15 protein-coding genes are annotated in these 18,024 nt (G+C 63.2%); 4 read left to right on the forward strand and 11 right to left on the reverse strand.

Annotation, left to right across the window (positions count from 1 at the left end; genetic code table 11):
• Positions 1-5 precede the first annotated feature (5 nt).
• From ABX298_RS15355 to ABX298_RS15400, 10 genes are all read right to left on the reverse strand, one after another.
• Complete coding sequence (locus tag ABX298_RS15355; protein ID WP_075043848.1) at positions 6-815, reverse strand: nuclear transport factor 2 family protein; 810 nt, start codon at positions 813-815, stop codon at positions 6-8.
• 371 nt (positions 816-1,186) lie between these two features.
• Positions 1,187-2,155: a peptide ABC transporter ATP-binding protein gene (locus ABX298_RS15360; protein WP_024086321.1), complete on the reverse strand. Its 969-nt coding sequence runs from the start codon at positions 2,153-2,155 to the stop codon at positions 1,187-1,189.
• The gene (locus tag ABX298_RS15365) at positions 2,155-3,123 is read right to left on the reverse strand and encodes an ABC transporter ATP-binding protein (protein WP_075043849.1); all 969 of its coding nucleotides are present in this window, start codon (positions 3,121-3,123) and stop codon (positions 2,155-2,157) included. Before ABX298_RS15365 ends, ABX298_RS15360 begins: the two co-directional genes overlap by 1 nt.
• 10 nt (positions 3,124-3,133) lie before the next feature.
• Positions 3,134-4,060, reverse strand: a complete 927-nt coding sequence (locus tag ABX298_RS15370) for an ABC transporter permease subunit (RefSeq protein WP_025337799.1) — start codon at positions 4,058-4,060, stop codon at positions 3,134-3,136.
• A gap of 10 nt (positions 4,061-4,070) precedes the next feature.
• The gene (locus ABX298_RS15375) at positions 4,071-5,081 is read right to left on the reverse strand and encodes an ABC transporter permease subunit (RefSeq protein WP_012316108.1); all 1,011 of its coding nucleotides are present in this window, start codon (positions 5,079-5,081) and stop codon (positions 4,071-4,073) included.
• 90 nt (positions 5,082-5,171) lie between these two features.
• Complete coding sequence (locus ABX298_RS15380; protein ID WP_367393318.1) at positions 5,172-6,782, reverse strand: ABC transporter substrate-binding protein; 1,611 nt, start codon at positions 6,780-6,782, stop codon at positions 5,172-5,174.
• Positions 6,783-6,857: 75 nt separating this feature from the next.
• Complete coding sequence (locus ABX298_RS15385) at positions 6,858-8,237, reverse strand: OprD family porin (RefSeq protein ID WP_286101097.1); 1,380 nt, start codon at positions 8,235-8,237, stop codon at positions 6,858-6,860.
• A gap of 224 nt (positions 8,238-8,461) precedes the next feature.
• The gene (locus tag ABX298_RS15390) at positions 8,462-10,054 is read right to left on the reverse strand and encodes an ABC transporter substrate-binding protein (protein WP_367393319.1); all 1,593 of its coding nucleotides are present in this window, start codon (positions 10,052-10,054) and stop codon (positions 8,462-8,464) included.
• Between the two features lie 146 nt (positions 10,055-10,200).
• Entirely contained in the window at positions 10,201-11,826 is a 1,626-nt protein-coding gene (locus ABX298_RS15395; RefSeq protein WP_075043852.1) for an ABC transporter substrate-binding protein, read from the reverse strand.
• Between the two features lie 392 nt (positions 11,827-12,218).
• On the reverse strand, positions 12,219-12,935 hold the full coding sequence (locus ABX298_RS15400; protein WP_015269044.1) for an SIMPL domain-containing protein: 717 nt from the start codon (positions 12,933-12,935) through the stop codon (positions 12,219-12,221).
• Positions 12,936-13,137: 202 nt separating this feature from the next.
• Between ABX298_RS15400 and ABX298_RS15405 the strand changes: the two genes are divergently transcribed.
• From ABX298_RS15405 to ABX298_RS15420, 4 genes are all read left to right on the forward strand, one after another.
• Positions 13,138-14,394, forward strand: a complete 1,257-nt coding sequence (locus tag ABX298_RS15405) for an ATP-binding protein (protein WP_025337805.1) — start codon at positions 13,138-13,140, stop codon at positions 14,392-14,394.
• A complete protein-coding gene (locus ABX298_RS15410; protein WP_025337806.1) occupies positions 14,394-14,954 on the forward strand; it encodes a response regulator transcription factor in 561 nt (186 codons plus the stop codon). The genes ABX298_RS15405 and ABX298_RS15410 overlap by 1 nt, the downstream gene beginning before the upstream one ends.
• Before the next feature lie 216 nt (positions 14,955-15,170).
• A complete protein-coding gene (locus tag ABX298_RS15415) occupies positions 15,171-16,112 on the forward strand; it encodes an AEC family transporter (protein WP_075043854.1) in 942 nt (313 codons plus the stop codon).
• 56 nt (positions 16,113-16,168) lie between these two features.
• Positions 16,169-17,527 carry an amino acid permease gene (locus ABX298_RS15420; RefSeq protein ID WP_013971058.1) on the forward strand — a complete coding sequence of 453 codons (1,359 nt, stop codon included), beginning with the start codon at positions 16,169-16,171 and terminating at the stop codon, positions 17,525-17,527.
• Positions 17,528-17,646: 119 nt separating this feature from the next.
• Here the strand turns inward: ABX298_RS15420 and ABX298_RS15425 are convergent, their stop codons facing one another.
• On the reverse strand, positions 17,647-18,018 hold the full coding sequence (locus ABX298_RS15425) for a carboxymuconolactone decarboxylase family protein (RefSeq protein ID WP_046615782.1): 372 nt from the start codon (positions 18,016-18,018) through the stop codon (positions 17,647-17,649).
• Positions 18,019-18,024 lie beyond the last annotated feature (6 nt).

Here is an 18,024-nt window from a genome sequence, read left to right on the forward strand (position 1 = left end):
CTGTCCTACGTGCGTGCACGCAGGGAAATTTGCTTAAGGTACGCCTTGGGCGTAAGCCCGGTGTGTTCGCGGAAACACTTGTAGAACGCCGACAACGAGTTGAAACCGGCATTGAACGCCAGCTCGTCGATCGTGGCTTCGATGCTGTCGTCGTCGAGGCTGGCCATCAAGTGCTGCAGGCGGGCCTGGTTGACGTAGCGGTAGAAGCTTTGCCCGAGCACCTGGTTGAGCAGGTAGGAGATCTGGTTGCGGCTGTAGCCGCTGGCGTCGGCCACCTGCTGCAGGTCCAGCTCCGGGTCCAGGTAGGGGCGCTGGCGCTGGAAGTAGTGTTCCAGGTCCTGGGCCATGGTCGACAGCTGCCGGGGTGACAGGCCCAGGCGGCTGGTGGCCGGGCGCGGGCCGCTGCTGGCATGGCCACTGCTGCTCCGGCGGACTAGCGTGGCGTATTCGTTGACCTGCCAGATCAGGCCGTCCTTGACGGTAATCGCCTCGCTGGACTGGAACGCCACCAGGCCGTCGCCGCCCTGGACCGTGACCTGGTACTGGATGAACGCGGTACAGCCGTCGACGCGGATGCGGTCGCTGTGCACGATATCTTCGCCGGCTTCATGGGGCAGGCAGGCGCGCACGTAGTCACGCAGTTCCTGGTAGCCGAGCACGCGGTTCTGGAAGAAGTCGTGGTACTGGATGTCGGGGTGGTAGAGCGCCATGACGCCGTCGAGGTCGCGGTGCTTCCAGCACAGGTGGTAGCGCAGCACGGCGTCGGCGGTGAGCGGGGTCTGCTCGGGGCCGTCGGGGAGGGTGGTGGCGGTCATGAGCCTGATAGTGCATTGCAGAACACCCAGCCGCAAGGGTGCGGATCCGGCATATTGCACGGTTTTGCCAAGCGGCTTGGGCAGTAAGCCGTTGATTCGGTTGAGAGTGATTTTTTGACAGGGATGGCATGGCGAGTGCACCGGTCTGTTCAACATCGAACAAGGAGAAATGCCATGCGCTCGATACTGCTTTGGATGATTGGGGTGCCGATTCCGGTGATTATCCTGATCTGGTTCTTCATGCATTGAGATTTTTGGGGCCGCTTTGCGGCCCATCGCGACACAAGGCCGCTCCTACAGGAGATCGCGGTCCCTTGTAGGAGCGGCCTTGTGTCGCGATGGGCTGCAAAGCAGCCCCGTCTATCTAAAGGCTAAAGAAACTGCTCGGCATAGTGACAAGCCACTTGCCGCGTACTCACCTGCCGCAACGCCGGCACCTCCTTGGCACACCGCTCGGTCGCATACGGGCAACGCTTGTGAAACGCACACCCATCCGGCGGGTTCAGCGGGTTGGGCAACTCTCCGGCAATACGGATCTTCGGCTTCAAAGGGTCCGGGTGAATCGCCGGCGTCGCTGACAGCAGCGCCTGGGTATACGGGTGCAGTGGCCTTTCGTAGATATCTTCTTTCGGCCCCATCTCCGCCGGCCGGCCGAGGTACATCACCAGCACCTGATCGGCCACATGCCGCACCACCGCCAGGTTGTGCGAGATGAACACGTAGGCGGTGTTGAACTCCTTCTGCAAATCCATGAACAGGTTCAGCACCTGGGCCTGGATCGACACGTCCAGCGCCGAGGTCGGCTCGTCCGCCACCAGCACCTTGGGCTGCAGCATCATTGCCCGGGCCAGGGCGATACGCTGGCGCTGGCCACCGGAGAACATATGCGGGTAGCGCTGGTAATGCTCGGGGCGCAGGCCGACCTGTTCCATCATTTTCTGCACCTTTTCTCGCCGCTCGGCCTTGCTCAGCGAGGTGTTGATCAGCAGCGGCTCGGCCAGTTGGTCGCCAATCTTCTGCCGTGGGTTGAGCGAGGCGTAGGGGCTCTGGAACACCATCTGCACGTCGCGGCGCAGTTGCTTGCGCTCGCTCTTGCTGGCGCCTTTCACTTCGGTGCCGGCAATTTGCAGCGAGCCGGACGACGGCTCTTCGATCAGGGTCAGTGCGCGGGCCAGGGTCGACTTGCCACAGCCGGACTCGCCGACCACGGCCAGGGTCTTGCCGGCCTCCAGTTCGAACGACACGCCATTCAGCGCGCGGACCAGGGCGTGGCCCTTGAACAGCCCGCGGGACACTTCGTAATGCCGGGTCAGCTCCCGGGCGGATAGAACGACGGCCATCACGCCACCTCCTGGTTCAGCGGGTAGAAGCAACGCACCAGGCCATGGGCCTGGGGATCGAGGGGCGGGCGCTGGCGCCGGCAGTTGTCCTGCACGTACGGGCAGCGCGGTGACAGCAGGCAACCCACGGGGCGGTCGTAGCGGCCGGGGACGATGCCGGGCAGGGTGGCCAGGCGTTCGGCACCGATGCTGTGCTCGGGGATCGCCGCCAGCAACGCTTCGCTGTAGGGGTGGGCGGGTACGTCGAACAGCTCCGGCACCTGGCCCACTTCAACGGCCTGGCCGGCGTACATCACGCACACCCGCCTGGCGGTTTCAGCGACCACGGCGAGGTCGTGGGTGATCAGGATGAGCGCCATGTTGCGCTCCTTCTGCAGGTTGACCAGCAGCTCCATGATCTGCGCCTGGATGGTCACGTCCAGCGCAGTGGTGGGTTCGTCGGCAATCAGCAGCTTGGGCTCGCCGGCAATCGCCATGGCAATCGCCACGCGTTGGCTCATGCCGCCGGACAGCTGGTGCGGGTAGGCGTCCAGGCGGCTTTCCGCAGCCGGGATCTCGACCTTTTTCAGCAGCTCCAGGGCACGCTGGCGCGCGGCCTTGCCCTTCAGGCCCAGGTGCTGGCGCAGCACTTCCTCGATCTGATAGCCCACGGTGTAGCTGGGGTTGAGCGCGGTCATCGGGTCCTGGAAGACCATGGCGATGTCCTTGCCCACCACCTTGCGTCGCTGGCGGCCGCTGAGCTTGAGCATGTCGGTGCCGTCGAAGGTGAGCGAGTCGGCGGTGATGCGCCCGGGGGCGTCGATCAGGCCCATCAGGGCCATCATGGTCACGGACTTGCCCGAGCCGGATTCGCCGACGATGGCCAGGATCTCGCCGGCCTCCACCGTCAGGTCCAGGCCATCGACCACCGGTACCGAATTGGCGTCGCCGAAGCGCACGTTCAGGTTGTTGATCTGCAACAGTGACATGGCGTTCTCCTCAGGCGGCGTTCTTGAGTTTCGGGTCCAGCGCATCGCGCAGGCCGTCGCCCATCAGGTTGATTGCCAGCACACTGAGCAGAATGGTCAGGCCGGGCAGGCTCACCACCCACCAGGCGCGCTCGATGTAGTCACGGGCCGAAGCCAGCATGGTGCCCCACTCCGGGGTTGGCGGCTGTACGCCAAGGCCAAGGAAGCCCAGGGCGGCGGCGTCGAGGATGGCCGAGGAGAAGCTGAGGGTGGCCTGCACGATCAGCGGTGCCATGCAGTTGGGCAGCACGGTGACGAACATCAGCCGTGGCAGCCCGGCACCAGCCAGGCGTGCGGCGGTGACGTAGTCGCGGTTCAGCTCGCCCATCACGGCGGCGCGGGTCAGGCGCACGTAGGATGGCAACGACACGATGGCGATGGCGATCACGGTGTTGATCAGGCCTGGGCCGAGGATGGCGACGATGGCCACTGCCAGCAGCAGCGAGGGCAGGGCCAGCATCACGTCCATCAGGCGCATGATCGACGGGCCGAGCAGTTGCGGGAAGAAACCGGCCAGCAGGCCCAGCAGGATGCCAGGGATCAGCGACATCACCACCGACGACAGGCCGATCAGCAGCGACAGCCGCGCGCCCTGGATCAGCCGCGAAAGCAGGTCGCGGCCCAGCTCGTCGGTGCCGAGGATGAACTGCCAGCTGCCACCTTCGAGCCACACCGGTGGGGTCAGCAGGAATTCGCGGTACTGCTCGCTCGGGTCGTGCGGGGCAACCCACGGCGCGAACAGCGCGCAGAACACCACCAGGCACATGAAGGCCAGGCCCATCACCGCACCTTTGTTGCGGGCGAAGGCTTGCCAGAATTCTTTGTATGGCGAGGGGTAGAGCAGGCTCTGGTCCACCGGGCTGACCGGTGTGACGGATTTCGGAATCGGGCTAGTCATGGCGAAGGCCTCAGCGCTGATGACGGATGCGTGGGTTGGCCAGGCCGTAGAGGATATCCACGACGAAGTTGACCAGGATCACCAGGCAGGCGATCAACAGGATGCCGTTCTGGACCACGGGGTAGTCACGGGCACCGATGGCTTCGATCAGCCACTTGCCGATGCCCGGCCAGGAAAAGATGGTTTCGGTCAGCACCGCACCGGCCAGCAACGTGCCGACCTGCAGGCCGAATACGGTCAGTACCGGGATCAGCGCGTTGCGCAGGCCGTGCACGAACACCACGCGGGCCGGCGACAGGCCTTTGGCGCGGGCGGTGCGGATGTAGTCCTCGCGCAGCACTTCGAGCATCGACGAGCGGGTCATGCGGGCAATCACCGCCAGCGGGATGGTGCCGAGCACGATGGCCGGCAGGATCAGGTGCATCACCGCGTCCTTGAACGCGCCTTCCTCGTCGCTGAGCAGGGTGTCGATGAGCATGAAGCCGGTCTTCGGCTCGATGTCGTAGAGCAGGTCGATGCGCCCGGACACCGGGGTCCAGCCCAGGCTTACCGAGAAGAACATGATCAGGATCAGGCCCCACCAGAAGATCGGCATCGAGTAACCGGCCAGGGAAATGCCCATCACCCCGTGGTCGAACAGCGATCCGCGCTTGAGCGCAGCGATCACCCCGGCCAGCAGGCCGACGATGCCGGCGAACAACAGGGCGGCAAAGGCCAGTTCCAGAGTGGCCGGGAACAGGGTGAGGAACTCGCTCCACACGCTCTCGCGGGTGCGCAGCGATTCACCGAGGTCACCCTGGGCCAGCTTGCCGACGTAGTCCAGGTACTGGACCGGCAGCGGCTTGTTCAGGCCCAGGCGCTCCATGGCCTGGGCATGCATTTCGGGATCGACCCTGCGCTCGCCCATCATCACTTCCACCGGGTCGCCGGGGATCAGGCGTATGAGCGCGAAGGTCAGCAAGGTGATACCGAAAAAGGTCGGTATCAGCAGGCCAAGGCGCCGGGCAATAAAGCTCAACATTGTCTGGGTTACCTCATCAGGCCGTGCGGCTAGCAGCACGCTACGGAGTGCCGCCGGTCCCCGTGTGGGTTGCCGGCGGTCGTTGTTGTTCTACTTCACCTTGGTGGTGGCGAAGTTGTTGTTGGTCAGAGGGTTGATCACGTAGCCCTCCACGTTGTCACGCATGGCGGTGAACATCTTTGGATGGGCCATGCTGATCCAGGGTTGGTCGTCATCGTACACTTTCAATGCCTCGTTATAGAGCCTTGCACGCTCGTCGTTGTCGATCACTTCGCGGGCGCGGCTGATCAACTCCTGGAACTTAGGGTTGCACCAGCGCGCATAGTTCTCGCCGCTTTTGGCGGCATCGCAACTGAGCAGCGGGCTGAGGAAGTTGTCCGGGTCGCCGTTGTCGCCGGCCCAGCCGGTGGACACCAGGTCGGCCTCGCCCTTCTTGGCCCGGCGCAGCATTTCGGCCCACTCCATCACGCGGATGTCCAGCTGCAGGCCGATCTGCTTGAGGTCGGCCTGCAGCATCTCGGCAGACAAACGCGGGTTGGGGTTGGTCGGGCCGCCGCCGTTGCGCGTGAACAGGGTGATTACCGTACCTTCGGGCACGCCCGCCTGCTTGAGCAGATCGCGCGCCTTGGCCAGGTCGCGGGGCGGGTTTCTGTTCTCGTTGTTGTAGCCGATCATGGTCGGCGGGTACGGATTCACGCCGACCAGCGCATTGCCTTTGCCGAACAATTGGTCGACATGGGTCTGGCGGTCGAAGGCCATGTTGATGGCTTTGCGCACGCGCACGTCGCTCAGGTATTTGTGTTCGGTGTTCATCGAGATGTAACCGGTGACCAAAGCCTCGATCTCCTCGACCTTGAGTTTCGGGTCCTGCTTGATCGACGGTACATCATCGGGCTTGGGGTAGAGCGCCACCTGGCATTCGTTGGCGCGCAGTTTCTGCAGGCGCACGTTGCTATCGGTAGCGATGGCGAAGACCAGCGCATCGGCAGGCGGCTTGCCGCGGAAATAGTCCGCGTTGGGCTTGAAGCGAACCTGGGCATCCTTGTTGTAACGCTGGAAGATGAATGGGCCGGTGCCGATTGGCTTGCTGTTCAACTCGGCAGCCTTGCCAGCCTTGAGCAACTGGTCGCCGTACTCGGCGGAGTAGATCGAGGTGAAGCCCATGGCCATGTCGCGCAGGAACGGCGCTTCTGGTCGGTTAAGGGTGATCACCACGGTGTGCTCGTCGGCTTTGTTGACCGACTTGAGCAGGTCCTTGAAGCCCATGCTCTCGAAGTACGGGTACCCGACGCTGGTCTTGTCATGCCATGGATGGTTCGGATCGAGCTGGCGATTGAGGCTCCACAATACGTCATCGGCGTTGAAGTTGCGGGTGGGCTTGAAGTAGTCGGTAGTGTGGAACTTCACGCCCTGGCGCAGATGGAAGGTGTAGGTCAGGCCGTCGGCTGAAATGTCCCAGCGCTCGGCCAGGGCCGGCTGGACTTCGGTGGTACCGGGCTTGAAGTCGACAAGGCGGTTGAATACCGTCTCGGCCGAGGCATCGGCGGTAACCGCAGTGGTGTACTGGACGATGTCGAACCCTTCAGGGCTGGCCTCGGTGCACACTACCAGCGGCTTGGCTGCCAGCTGTGTGGCACTGCCCAGTACCAGCGCTGCCAGGGCGAGGCGTAGCGGTAGCGATTTCATGAAAGCTCTCTGCATGGGTGGACTCCCTGCTTGCATTGATTCCAGCGTAGCCGCCACGGCCCGCAGCGAAGCAGGCCGTGGCGCCGGCGGTCAGAGAATGTTGAATGGAATGGTGGTAACCACCCGGAACTCATCCAGGCTGCCATCGCCCTGGGCCTTGCTGGCGCGGTGCGCGGTGTAGGTGGCACGGATGCTGGTGTCTTTCAGCGGCCCGCTCTGTACCGCGTAGCTGGTGCCGAAGCCCCACTCGTAGTGGGTTTCGCCATCCAGGCCGTTCACGTCGTAGGCGGTACCGCGGTAATGGGTACCATCGATGCCCCAGCCGCGGGCGTTGTACAGGTTGAACTTCAGGCCCGGCACCCCGTACGGCGCCATGTTCAGCACGTAGGAAATCTGCAGCGATTTCTCGTTGGGGCCGTTGAAGTCCGACAGCAGCGAGTTGGCCAGGTAGATGCCGTTGGTTTCGTGCAGGTAGTCGAAGTACTCGTTGCCGTTGACCTGCTGCCAGGAGGCGCTGAGGGTGTGGGCCTGGTGAGTCAGGCCGAACGACAGGCTGTAGGTGTCGTTGTCGATATCGCCCATCTTCTTGCTGCCGGCGTCGACGGTCTTGTAGTAGTTCAGGCCGGTGCTCAGGCTGAGCACTGCGCTGTCGCCGAGCACGTGGTTGGCGCCGAAGTAGTACTGGTTCCAGAAGTCGTCGACCTTGGTGGCGTACAGGCTGGTGCTCAGGCTCTTGAACGGCTGGTAGTTGATGCCGGCGGTGCTGGCGCGGTCGGTTTCCACGCCAGTGGCACTGTACTCGGTGCGGAACTTGCTGAGGCTCTGTTCGGTACGTGGCGAGACGCGGTCGAAGGTGCCCAGGTCGAAGCTCAGGTTGTCGAATTCGGCGCTGTGCAAAAACGCGCCCTGGAAGCTCGAGGGCAGGGCGCGGTTGCCGATGTAGGCAATCATCGGCGTGTCCACCGATTGGCGGCCGACGGTGAGGGTGGTGTTGGACACCCGCGCCTTGACGTTGGCCAGGCCCATCTTGCTCCACTGGCCGACCGGGTCGCCGTCGCTGTGGGTCAGGGTGCGGTTGTTGGGGCCGGCGACGTCCTCGCGGTTCTGCAGCAGGGCGATGGCATTGTAGCCGGCGGCTTCGACGGCGAAGCCGACGGTGCCCTGGGTGAAGCCGGAGCTGTAGTTGAGGATGGTGCCCTGCACCCAGTTCTCGCGGCTGTGGGTGTCGTGGCGGGTGCCGTCGCTCTTGTAGTACTTCCACAGCGGGGCGCGTGTGGCGCGCTCGCGGGCGTACCAGTTGCGGGTGCTGCCGGACAGGCTCTGGCCGTCGACGAAGCCGCTGGCCTGCTCCTGCTCGCTGCTGCCTTTGAGGGTGATGGGCACGTATTCCTGGCTTTGCGGGTCGGCCTGGGTCACGGTGGATAAGGCACTGATGGATAACGCCAGTGCGGTCAAGGTGAATAGTCTCAAGGTTAAAGCTCCCTTTCTGTTCTTCTAGTTATTGCCTGGCCTTGTGGGCCGGGCTTCTTGCTGCGGTGTTGCCAGGGTTGCCCGGGGTCACCGGGCAGAATCGGGGCGTTGTGTTGGCTGTGCCGGCCTCTTCGCGGGCGCGCCCGCTCCCACAGGTTTCGTGAACCTGAGGAGAACCCTGTGGGAGCGGGCAAGCCCGCGAAGAGGCCGGTACCGGCTAATGCTCAATCAACACTCACACCGGAAAAGTCGTTGCGCCCGAACGGGCTGACCTTGAACTCGGAAACCTTGACGCTGAGCGGTTGGTTGACCGTGGAGTGCGCCACCGGGGTAATCGGCACCTGTTGCTTGAGCCGCTGCTGGGCCTGCTGGTACAGGGCGGTGCGCTGCGTGCGGTCGGTGACCTGCTTGGCCTGCTTGACCAGGCTGTCGTACTGCGGATCGCACCACAGCGAGTAGTTGTTGCTGCCGATGGCATCGCAGTTGTAGAGGGTGCCCAGCCAGTTGTCCGGGTCACCGTTGTCCCCGGTCCAGCCGATCAGGGCGATATCGTGCTCGCCGCTTTTCATGCGCTTGAGGTACTCGCCCCATTCGTAGCTGACAATGCGCACCTTGAAGCCGAGCTTGCTCCAGTCAGCCTGGAGCATTTCCGCCATCAGCTTGGCGTTGGGGTTGTACGGGCGCTGCACCGGCATGGCCCACAGGGTGATCTCGGTGCCCGGCTTGACCCCGGCCTGCTGCAGTAGCTGCTTGGCCTTTTCCGGGTCGAAGGGGGCATCCTTGATACTGTCGTCATAGGACCACTGGGTCGGCGGCATGGCGTTGACTGCCAGCTGGCCGGAATCCTGGTACACGGCCTGGATGATCGCCTGCTTGTTCACTGCCATGTCCATGGCCTGGCGCACTTCCAGGCGGTCGAACGGTGGGTGCTGGGTGTTGTAGGCGATGTAGCCGAGGTTGAAGCCAGGTTGCTGCAGCACCTGCAGTTTGCTGTCGGCCTTGAGCGCCGGCAGGTCGGCGGGGCGCGGGTGCAGGGTGACCTGGCATTCGTTGCGGCGCAGCTTCTGGATGCGCACCGAAGGGTCGATGTTGATCGAGAACACCAGGTTGTCGATCTTCACGTCCTGCGGTGACCAATAGGCCTTGTTGCCCTTGTAGCGGATCTGCGAATCCTTCTGATAACGCTGGAACACGAACGGGCCGGTGCCGATCGGTTGCTGGTTGATGTCGCTGGGGCGCCCGCTGGCCATCAGCTGTTCGGCGTATTCGGCAGACAGGATGGAAGCGAAGCTCATGGCCAGGTTCTGGATGAACGCGGCATCGACCTTGTTCAGGGTGAACACCACGGTCAGTGGGTCGGTCTTTTCGACACGGGCAATGTTCTTGTCCAGGCCCATGCTGATGAAATAGGGGAACTCGGTCGGGTAGGCCTGGCGGAACGGGTGGTTCCTGTCGAGCATGCGGTTGAAGGTGAACAGCACGTCGTCGGCGTTGAAGTCGCGGCTCGGCGAAAAGGCCTTGTTGCTGTGGAACTTCACCCCTTCGCGCAGATGGAAGGTGTAGCGCAGGCCGTCCTCGGAAACCTCCCAGCGGGTCGCCAGGGCAGGGTGCACGGCAGTGCCGCCGCGTTCGAACTCGACCAGGCGGTTGTAGAGCGGTTCGGCGGCATCGTTGTCGGTGGCGCTGGTGTACTGGGCGGTGTCGAAGCCGGCGGGGCTGCCTTCGGAGCAGAACACCAGGTTGTTGGCCAGCAAGGCCGGCGATTGGCTGATCAGGCCCAGGGCCAGCAGGGCGGAAAGGCGGGTGGTATGGCGCATGGAAAGTCCTTTTACGTCTGTTTGCGCCGCCTCGGGGTACGAATGGCGGCAACAGGTCGCCGACCCCGCTGCGGATGGCGGCGGGACGACATGAAAGGGTACGAGGATGGCGGGGCACCCGCCGCTCGGCGGGTGCCTTGGCTAGCCTATTTGTCCACGCTGACGCCGTAGAAGGAGTTCAGCGCGAACGGGCTGATCTTGAAGTCCTTCACCTTGGCGCTCATGGGCTGGTACACGGTGGAGTGGGCGATCGGGGTGATCGGCACCTGCTCCTTGAGGATGTGCTGTGCCTGCTGGTACAGCTCGGTGCGCTTGGCCTGGTCGGAGGTGGCCTTGGCCTGCTTGATCAGGTCGTCGTAGGGCTTGTAGCACCACTTGGAGAAGTTGTTGCCGCTCATGGCGTCGCAGCCGTACAGGGTGCCCAGCCAGTTGTCCGGGTCACCGTTGTCACCGCTCCAGCCGATCAGCATGGCGCCTTGTTCGCCGCCTTTGGAGCGCTTGATGTACTCGCCCCATTCATAGCTGACGATCTTCGCCTTGATGCCGACCTTGGCCCAGTCGGATTGCAGCATCTCGGCCATCAGCTTGGCATTGGGGTTGTACGGGCGTTGCACGGGCATCGCCCACAGGGTGATTTCGGTGCCTTCCTTGATGCCGGCTTCCTTGAGCAGCTGCTTGGCTTTCTCAGGGTCGAATGGCGCGTCCTTGATGCTGTCGTCATAGGACCATTGGGTCGGCGGCATGGCGTTGACCGCCAGTTGGCCGGCGCCCTGGTAGACCGACTCGATGATCTTTTTCTTGTCCACGGCCATGTCCAGCGCCTCGCGGACTTTCAGCTGGGCCAGCGGGTTGGCCTCGTTGCTGCCCTTGACCTTGTCCATCACGTTGTAGGCGATGTAGCCGAGGTTGAAGCCGGCTTGCTGCGGCATCTGCAGCTTGGGATCCTGCTTCAGCGGCTGGATGTCGGCCGGGCGCGGGAAGAGGGTGACCTGGCACTCGTTCTTCTTCAGCTTCTGCATGCGCACCGAGGCGTCGGTGGTGATGGCGAAGATCAGGTTGTCGATCTTCACGTCATCGGGTTGCCAGTAGTCCTTGTTGCCCTTGAAGCGGATCTGCGCGTCCTTCTGGTACTTGCTGAACACGAACGGGCCGGTGCCGATCGGCTTCTGGTTGATGTCGGCGGCCTTGCCGTCCTTGAGCAGCTGGTCGGCGTATTCGGCGGACTGGATCGAGGCGAAGCTCATGGCCAGGTTCTGGATGAACGCGGCGTCGACTTCGTTGAGGGTGAACTTGACCGTGTGCTCGTCGAGCTTCTCCAGCTTGGCGATGTTCTTGTCCATGCCCATGTCGGTGAAGTACGGGAACTCGGTGGGGTAGGCCTTGCGGAACGGGTGGTTCTTGTCGAGCATGCGGTTGAAGGTGAACAGCACATCGTCGGCGTTGAAGTTGCGGGTGGGCTTGAAGTAGTCGGTGGTGTGGAACTTGACCCCTTCGCGCAGGTGGAAGGTGTAGGTCTTTCCGTCGTCGGAGACTTCCCACTTGGTCGCCAGACCCGGGATGACTGCAGTGCCGCCACGTTCGAACTGGGTCAGGCGGTTGAACACGGTCTCGGCCGAGGCGTCGAAGTCAGTCCCTGTGGTGTATTGGCCTGGGTCGAAGCCGGCCGGGCTGCCTTCGGAGCAGAACACCAGGTTGGACGCGGCGAGGGCCGACGGTGCGCCGGAGAGCAAGCCTGCGCCTAGCAGGAACGGAATGACTGCGTGTTTGAGCATGGTGGCCTCATTGTTGTCATTTTTCGATTGAGGTGGCCTCGTGAGCCGACCTGCGGATACTTATGCAGGGGCTGTTCCCAATGCAATATGCAGAGGGATAGTTGACGTCAGAAAAGTGGTACGGTCGTACATGGATGTCGCATTGATATAACTTCCAGGGAAGTTAAACGTTTGCGCAGGCAAAATGATGGCTTTTTGCGGGATGTTTCGAGGCGGGGTTAGTGTAGGAAGCACCTATTTGGTGCGTAGGAAAGGTCTGAATCTGCGTTTTTTCGACTGACCTTATCGCCGGCAAGCCAGCTCCCACAGGTACAACACAAGGGCTGAAACCTGTGGTGTATCTGTGGGAGCTGGCTTGCCGGCGATAGGGGCGCAATGCGCCCCCGGCGAACTCAAGGCATCTGCACTTCGATCAGGCCATCGGCATTCATGCTCACTTCACTGGTCCCGGCCTCGATATCCGGCGCCGGTGCCGACTCATCAGCCCCCATGGCCTTCATCGCCATCGGTGCACTGCGCAGGTACGGGCGTGGGTAACCGCTGCTGTTGAGGTTCAGGCTGACCACTTTGTAGCCCTTGCCACCCAGCGCTTCGGTAGCCAGCTGGGCGCGCGCCTTGAAGGCATCCACGGCATCCTTGAGCAGTGCATCCTCGCTGGCCTTGCGCGTGGCCGGGGCGATGGAGAAGTCCATGCCACCCATCTTCAGCTCTTGCAGCAGGTCGGCGGTCAGCTGCGACAGGGCCGGGAAGTTGGCGCTTTCCAGGCGCAACTCGGCGCGCTCGCGCCAGCCGGTGATCTTCTGGCCCTTGCTGTCATATACCGGGTAGCTGTTGCGGCTGCCCTGGCTGATCTTCACGTCCTTGACCTGGCGCGACTGCTGTACGGCCTTGTTCATGGTTTCGGTGATCTGCTTGGCGAGCTTGCCCGGATCGGTGTTCTGCGCTTCGCTGTACAGGGTAACGACCATCAGGTCACGCGCCACTTCCTTGCTGACTTCGGCACGCAGCGAGACCTGGTTGTAGCGCGGCTCATCGGCAGCCAGCGCCGGCAGGCTGGCGAGCAGGCCGCAGGACAGGATCAGGGCGGTGCCGCGACGTGGGATTTGCATGTGGTACTCCTTGGCAATATAAGGCGTGGGTTGTGGTCATCCATTCCACGCATGGCCCATCAGACCGGCAACAGTGTAGTGGGTTCAAAAGTGCCATCATCAACCTGTGACAAAGTGTGGCGCTTTGCCGCATCGCTGCAGCGAGGCGCCTGGCTTCGGTATACTCCAGCCGATTTTTCTGGAGCACTCATCAGGAGAGCTCATGCTCGCCGCCGTACAACCGCTGTCCGCTACTCGCCAGAACCTCTGGCGCCTGACCGTCATTCGGGTCCTGGTCCTGGCTGCCCAGGCCGGCTCCGTGGGCGTCGCCTACTGGACCGAACTGCTGCCCTTGCCCTGGCTGTCGCTTGCCGGCACCTTGGCCTTGTCTTCGCTGCTGTGCGCCTTCACGGCGCTGCGCCTGCGCCTGTCGTTGCCGGTCACCGAGCTGGAGTACGCCCTGCAACTGGCCTGCGACCTGCTGATCCACAGTGCCTTGCTGTATTACTCCGGCGGCTCGACCAACCCGTTCGTGTCGTATTACCTGGTGCCGCTGGCGATCGCCGCGGTGACCCTGCCGTGGTTGTATTCGCTGATTCTCTCGGGCATTGCCCTGACCGCCTACAGCCTGCTGCTGGTGCAGTTCTACCCGCTCGAAGGCCTGCCGATGGCGCGGGACAAGATGCAGGTCTATGGCATGTGGTTGAGCATTGCCCTGGCCGCCGCAGTGATCACCTTCTTTGCCGCGCGCATGGCCGAAGAGCTGCGCCGCCAGGAGCAGCTGCGTTCCGAGCGGCGTGAAGAAAGCCTGCGCGACGAGCAGCTGCTGGCCGTGGCCACCCAGGCCGCCGGTGCCGCCCATGAGCTGGGCACGCCGTTGGCGACCATGAGCGTGCTGCTGAACGAAATGCGCCAGGACCACGCCGACCCGCTGCTGCAGGAAGACCTGCAGATCCTTCAGGACCAGGTGAAACTGTGCAAGGAAACCCTGCAACAGCTGGTACGCGCCGCCGAAGCCAACCGCCGCCTGGCCGTTGTGGAGCAGGACGTGACGGCCTGGCTGGACGAGGCGCTCAACCGTTGGCACCTGATGCGCCCGGAAGCCAGCTACCGCTTCCAGCGCCTGCGCGACGGCCAGGTGCCGCGCCTGACCCCGCCGCCGGACCTGACCCAGGCGCTGTTGAACCTGTTGAACAATGCCGCCGATGCCTGCCCCGATGACCTTGAAGTGCGCCTGGACTGGGACGCCCATGACATCGTCATCAGCATCCGTGACCATGGCCCCGGCGTGCCGCCGGCCATCGCCGAAGCCATCGGCAAACCCTTCATTACCACCAAAGGCAAAGGCTTCGGCCTGGGCCTGTTCTTGAGCAAGGCCAGCGTGACCCGTGCGGGCGGTTCGGTGAAACTCTATAGTCATGAACAGGGTGGCACCCTGACCGAACTGCGCCTGCCCTATGGCAAGCGAGGAGATGAATGATGAGCGAAGAAAACCAGGTCGAAGGCGAAGAGCTGCCGCACCTGCTGCTGGTGGATGACGATGCCACCTTCACCCGGGTCATGGCCCGTGCCATGAGCCGCCGCGGTTTCCGCGTGAGCACCGCCAGCTCTGCCGAAGAAGGGTTGATCCTGGCCCAGCAGGACCTGCCGGACTACGCCACGCTGGACCTGAAGATGGACGGCGACTCCGGGCTGGTGCTGCTGCCCAAGCTGCTGGAACTGGACCCGGAAATGCGCGTGGTGATCCTGACCGGTTACTCGAGCATTGCCACCGCGGTGGAAGCGGTCAAGCGCGGTGCCTGCAACTACCTGTGCAAGCCGGCCGATGCCGATGATGTGCTGGCGGCGCTGCTGTCGGAGCACACCGACCTGGACACCCTGGTGCCGGAAAACCCGATGTCGGTCGACCGCTTGCAGTGGGAACACATCCAGCGGGTGCTGAACGAGCACGAAGGCAATATCTCGGCCACCGCCCGGGCGCTGGGCATGCACCGGCGGACCTTGCAGCGCAAACTGCAGAAGCGCCCGGTTCGGCGCTGATTCAGTACTGGCAGTACCGGCCTCTTCGCGGGTAAACCCGCTCCCACAGGTATTTCACAAGCCTCAAGACCTGTGCAGTACCTGTGGGAGCGGGTTTACCCGCGAAAGGGCCGTAACTGACAGAAACTTCTCTTTATCACCCCGCGATCCCCGCAACTCCCGGCCGTTGGCGTATCATTAGCCCCCTAACGGCAACCCCTTCAGGATCGCTTGCGCATGCTCGCCCTTCTTATCCAGACACTGAACATCACGGCCCCGGTCTTCGCCATGCTGTTCATGGGCGTGCTGCTCAAACGTATCCGCCTGATCGACGACAATTTCAACCGCGTCGCCTCGCAGCTGGTGTTTAACGTGTGCATGCCGGCGCTGCTGTTCCTCGGTATCTATCACGCCGACCTGGCCACGGCGGTCAAACCCGGCGTCCTTCTCTATTTCATCGTCGCCACCCTGGCCGGCTTCGCCATTGCCTGGGGCCTGGCCATCTGGCGCAGCCCGCTGGCCGACCGGGGCATCTATACCCAAGGCGCATTCCGCGGCAACAACGGTGTGATCGGCCTGGCCCTGGCCGCCAGTCTCTATGGCGACTACGGCATCTCCCTGGGTGCGGTGCTCGCCGGCCTGGTCATCCTCATGTACAACTCGCTGTCGGCAGTGGTGCTGGCGGTGTACAGCCCGGACCTGAAGTCCGACCCGTGGAGCATCTGCAAGAGCATCCTCAGCAACCCGCTGATCATCAGTGTGCTGGTGGCCACGCCCATGGCGTACGGCCAGGTGCCGCTGCCCAACTGGCTGCTGACCTCGGGCGACTACCTGGCGCAGATGACCCTGCCGCTGGCGCTGATCTGCATCGGAGGCACGCTGTCGCTGGCGGCACTGCGCGACAGTGGCAGGCTGGCCATCGACGCCAGCCTGGTGAAGATGGTCTGGCTACCGCTGCTCGGCACCCTCGGCGCCTGGCTATGCGGCTTCCGCGGGGCCGAGCTGGGCATCCTGTTCCTGTACATCGGCAGCCCGACCGCAGCGGCCAGCTACGTCATGGCGCGGGCGGCCAACGGCAACCATGAGCTGGCGGCGTCGATCATCGTGATTACCACGCTAATGGCGGCGATCACCACCAACATTGGTATTTTCATCTTGCAGTGGGGCGGATGGATCTAGATCCTTGACTGCAAACAACACAAAAAACACAGCCTCACTGAGCTAAAGGACACTTCATGCAAGACCAGAGCACGCCCGAGCGGTTACAGCGCGGGCTGAAGAATCGCCATATCCAGCTGATCGCGCTGGGCGGGGCCATCGGTACCGGGTTGTTCCTGGGCATCGCCCAGACCATCCAGCTGGCCGGCCCTTCCGTCCTGCTGGGCTACGCCATTGCCGGCCTGATGGCCTTCCTGATCATGCGCCAGCTCGGCGAAATGGTGGTGGAAGAGCCGGTGGCCGGCAGCTTCAGCCACTTCGCCCACCAGTACTGGAGCGAGTTCGCCGGCTTCGTCTCGGGCTGGAACTACTGGGTGGTGTACGTACTGGTCGGCATGGCCGAGCTGACAGCGGTGGGTATCTACGTGCAGTACTGGTGGCCCGGCTTCCCCACCTGGGCCACGGCGGCGATCTTCTTCGTGGTGATCAACCTGATCAACCTGACCCAGGTGAAGGTCTACGGCGAGATGGAGTTCTGGTTCGCCCTGGTCAAGGTGGTGGCCATCGTCAGCATGATCGGCTTCGGCGCCTGGCTGCTGACCAGCGGCCATGGCGGCCCGGACGCCAGCGTGGCCAACCTCTGGCAGTACGGCGGCTTCTTCCCCAACGGCGTCACCGGCCTGGTGATGGCACTGGCAGTGATCATGTTCTCGTTCGGTGGCCTGGAGCTGGTGGGCATTACCGCCGCCGAGGCCGACAACCCGCGTCAGAGCATCCCCAAGGCCACCAACCAGGTGGTGTACCGCATCCTCATCTTCTATATCGGTGCCCTGGCGGTGCTGCTGTCGCTGTACCCGTGGCAGAAGGTGGTGCAGGGTGGCAGCCCGTTCGTGATGATCTTCCACGAACTGGACAGTGACCTGGTGGCGACCATCCTCAATATCGTGGTGCTGACGGCCGCGCTGTCGGTGTATAACAGCTGCGTGTACGCCAACAGCCGCATGCTGTTCGGCCTGGCCAGCCAGGGCGACGCACCGCGTCAGTTGCTGAAGGTAAGCCGTAGCGGCGTGCCGCTGACCGCACTGGGTGTGTCGGCTTTCGCCACCGGACTGTGCGTACTGATCAACTACCTGATGCCGGGTGAAGCCTTTGGTTTGCTGATGGCCCTGGCGGTGTCGGCGCTGGTGATCAACTGGGCGAGCATCAGCATCACCCACCTGAAGTTCCGCAAGGCCAAGCTGGCGGCCGGGATTACCCCGTTTTACAAGAGCTGGGGGCACCCGGTCACCAACTACCTGTGCCTGGCGTTCATCGTGCTGATCCTGGTGGTGATGTACCTGACCCCGCCGATTCGCATCTCGGTGATGCTGATTCCGGGGTGGATCCTGGTGCTGTGGGTGGCCTTCAAGATGAAGAAGGCTCGCCAGGCCAGGTAGGTAACACAGTACCGGCCTCTTCGCGGGTAAACCCGCTCCCACAGGGGCTCCACAGGCACTGAAACCTGTGCAGTACCTGTGGGAGCGGGATTACCCGCGAAGAGGCCGGCACAGGCTACCTATTGATAACTGTCGATCACTTCCTGTGCCGCACGGAACGCATCAATCGCCGCCGGCACCCCCGCATACACCGCGCAATGCAGCAGCGCTTCGCGAATTTCCTCCACCGTACAGCCATTGTTCAGCGCCCCGCGCACATGCCCCTTGAGCTCTTGCGGGCACTTGAGTGCGGTCAGCGTGGCCAGGGTAATCAGGCTGCGGGTTTTCAACGGCAGCCCGTCGCGGGCCCACACGCTGCCCCAGGCATGTTCGTTGACGAAGTCCTGCAGCGGTTGGGTAAAGTCGGTGGCATTGCCCAGGGCGCGGTCGACGAACGCATCGCCCATCACCTGGCGCCGAATCTGTTCGCCGGTTTTCTTGCTATCAGCCATGTTGTT

Origin of the sequence: Pseudomonas sp. X4 (assembly GCF_040784925.1) — a bacterium.
Taxonomy (GTDB): domain Bacteria; phylum Pseudomonadota; class Gammaproteobacteria; order Pseudomonadales; family Pseudomonadaceae; genus Aquipseudomonas; species Aquipseudomonas putida_Z.

Bases quoted from the DNA above. Each gene is read 5' to 3' on its own strand.
- ABX298_RS15355 (WP_075043848.1), bottom strand. From the start codon at position 815: ATGACCGCCACCACCCTCCCCGACGGCCCCGAGCAGACCCCGCTCACC.
- ABX298_RS15360 (WP_024086321.1), bottom strand. From the start codon at position 2,155: ATGGCCGTCGTTCTATCCGCCCGGGAGCTGACCCGGCATTACGAAGTG.
- ABX298_RS15365 (WP_075043849.1), bottom strand. From the start codon at position 3,123: ATGTCACTGTTGCAGATCAACAACCTGAACGTGCGCTTCGGCGACGCC.
- ABX298_RS15370 (WP_025337799.1), bottom strand. From the start codon at position 4,060: ATGACTAGCCCGATTCCGAAATCCGTCACACCGGTCAGCCCGGTGGAC.
- ABX298_RS15375 (WP_012316108.1), bottom strand. From the start codon at position 5,081: ATGTTGAGCTTTATTGCCCGGCGCCTTGGCCTGCTGATACCGACCTTT.
- ABX298_RS15380 (WP_367393318.1), bottom strand. From the start codon at position 6,782: ATGCAGAGAGCTTTCATGAAATCGCTACCGCTACGCCTCGCCCTGGCA.
- ABX298_RS15390 (WP_367393319.1), bottom strand. From the start codon at position 10,054: ATGCGCCATACCACCCGCCTTTCCGCCCTGCTGGCCCTGGGCCTGATC.
- ABX298_RS15395 (WP_075043852.1), bottom strand. From the start codon at position 11,826: ATGCTCAAACACGCAGTCATTCCGTTCCTGCTAGGCGCAGGCTTGCTC.
- ABX298_RS15400 (WP_015269044.1), bottom strand. From the start codon at position 12,935: ATGCAAATCCCACGTCGCGGCACCGCCCTGATCCTGTCCTGCGGCCTG.
- ABX298_RS15405 (WP_025337805.1), top strand. From the start codon at position 13,138: ATGCTCGCCGCCGTACAACCGCTGTCCGCTACTCGCCAGAACCTCTGG.
- ABX298_RS15410 (WP_025337806.1), top strand. From the start codon at position 14,394: ATGAGCGAAGAAAACCAGGTCGAAGGCGAAGAGCTGCCGCACCTGCTG.
- ABX298_RS15415 (WP_075043854.1), top strand. From the start codon at position 15,171: ATGCTCGCCCTTCTTATCCAGACACTGAACATCACGGCCCCGGTCTTC.
- ABX298_RS15420 (WP_013971058.1), top strand. From the start codon at position 16,169: ATGCAAGACCAGAGCACGCCCGAGCGGTTACAGCGCGGGCTGAAGAAT.
- ABX298_RS15425 (WP_046615782.1), bottom strand. From the start codon at position 18,018: ATGGCTGATAGCAAGAAAACCGGCGAACAGATTCGGCGCCAGGTGATG.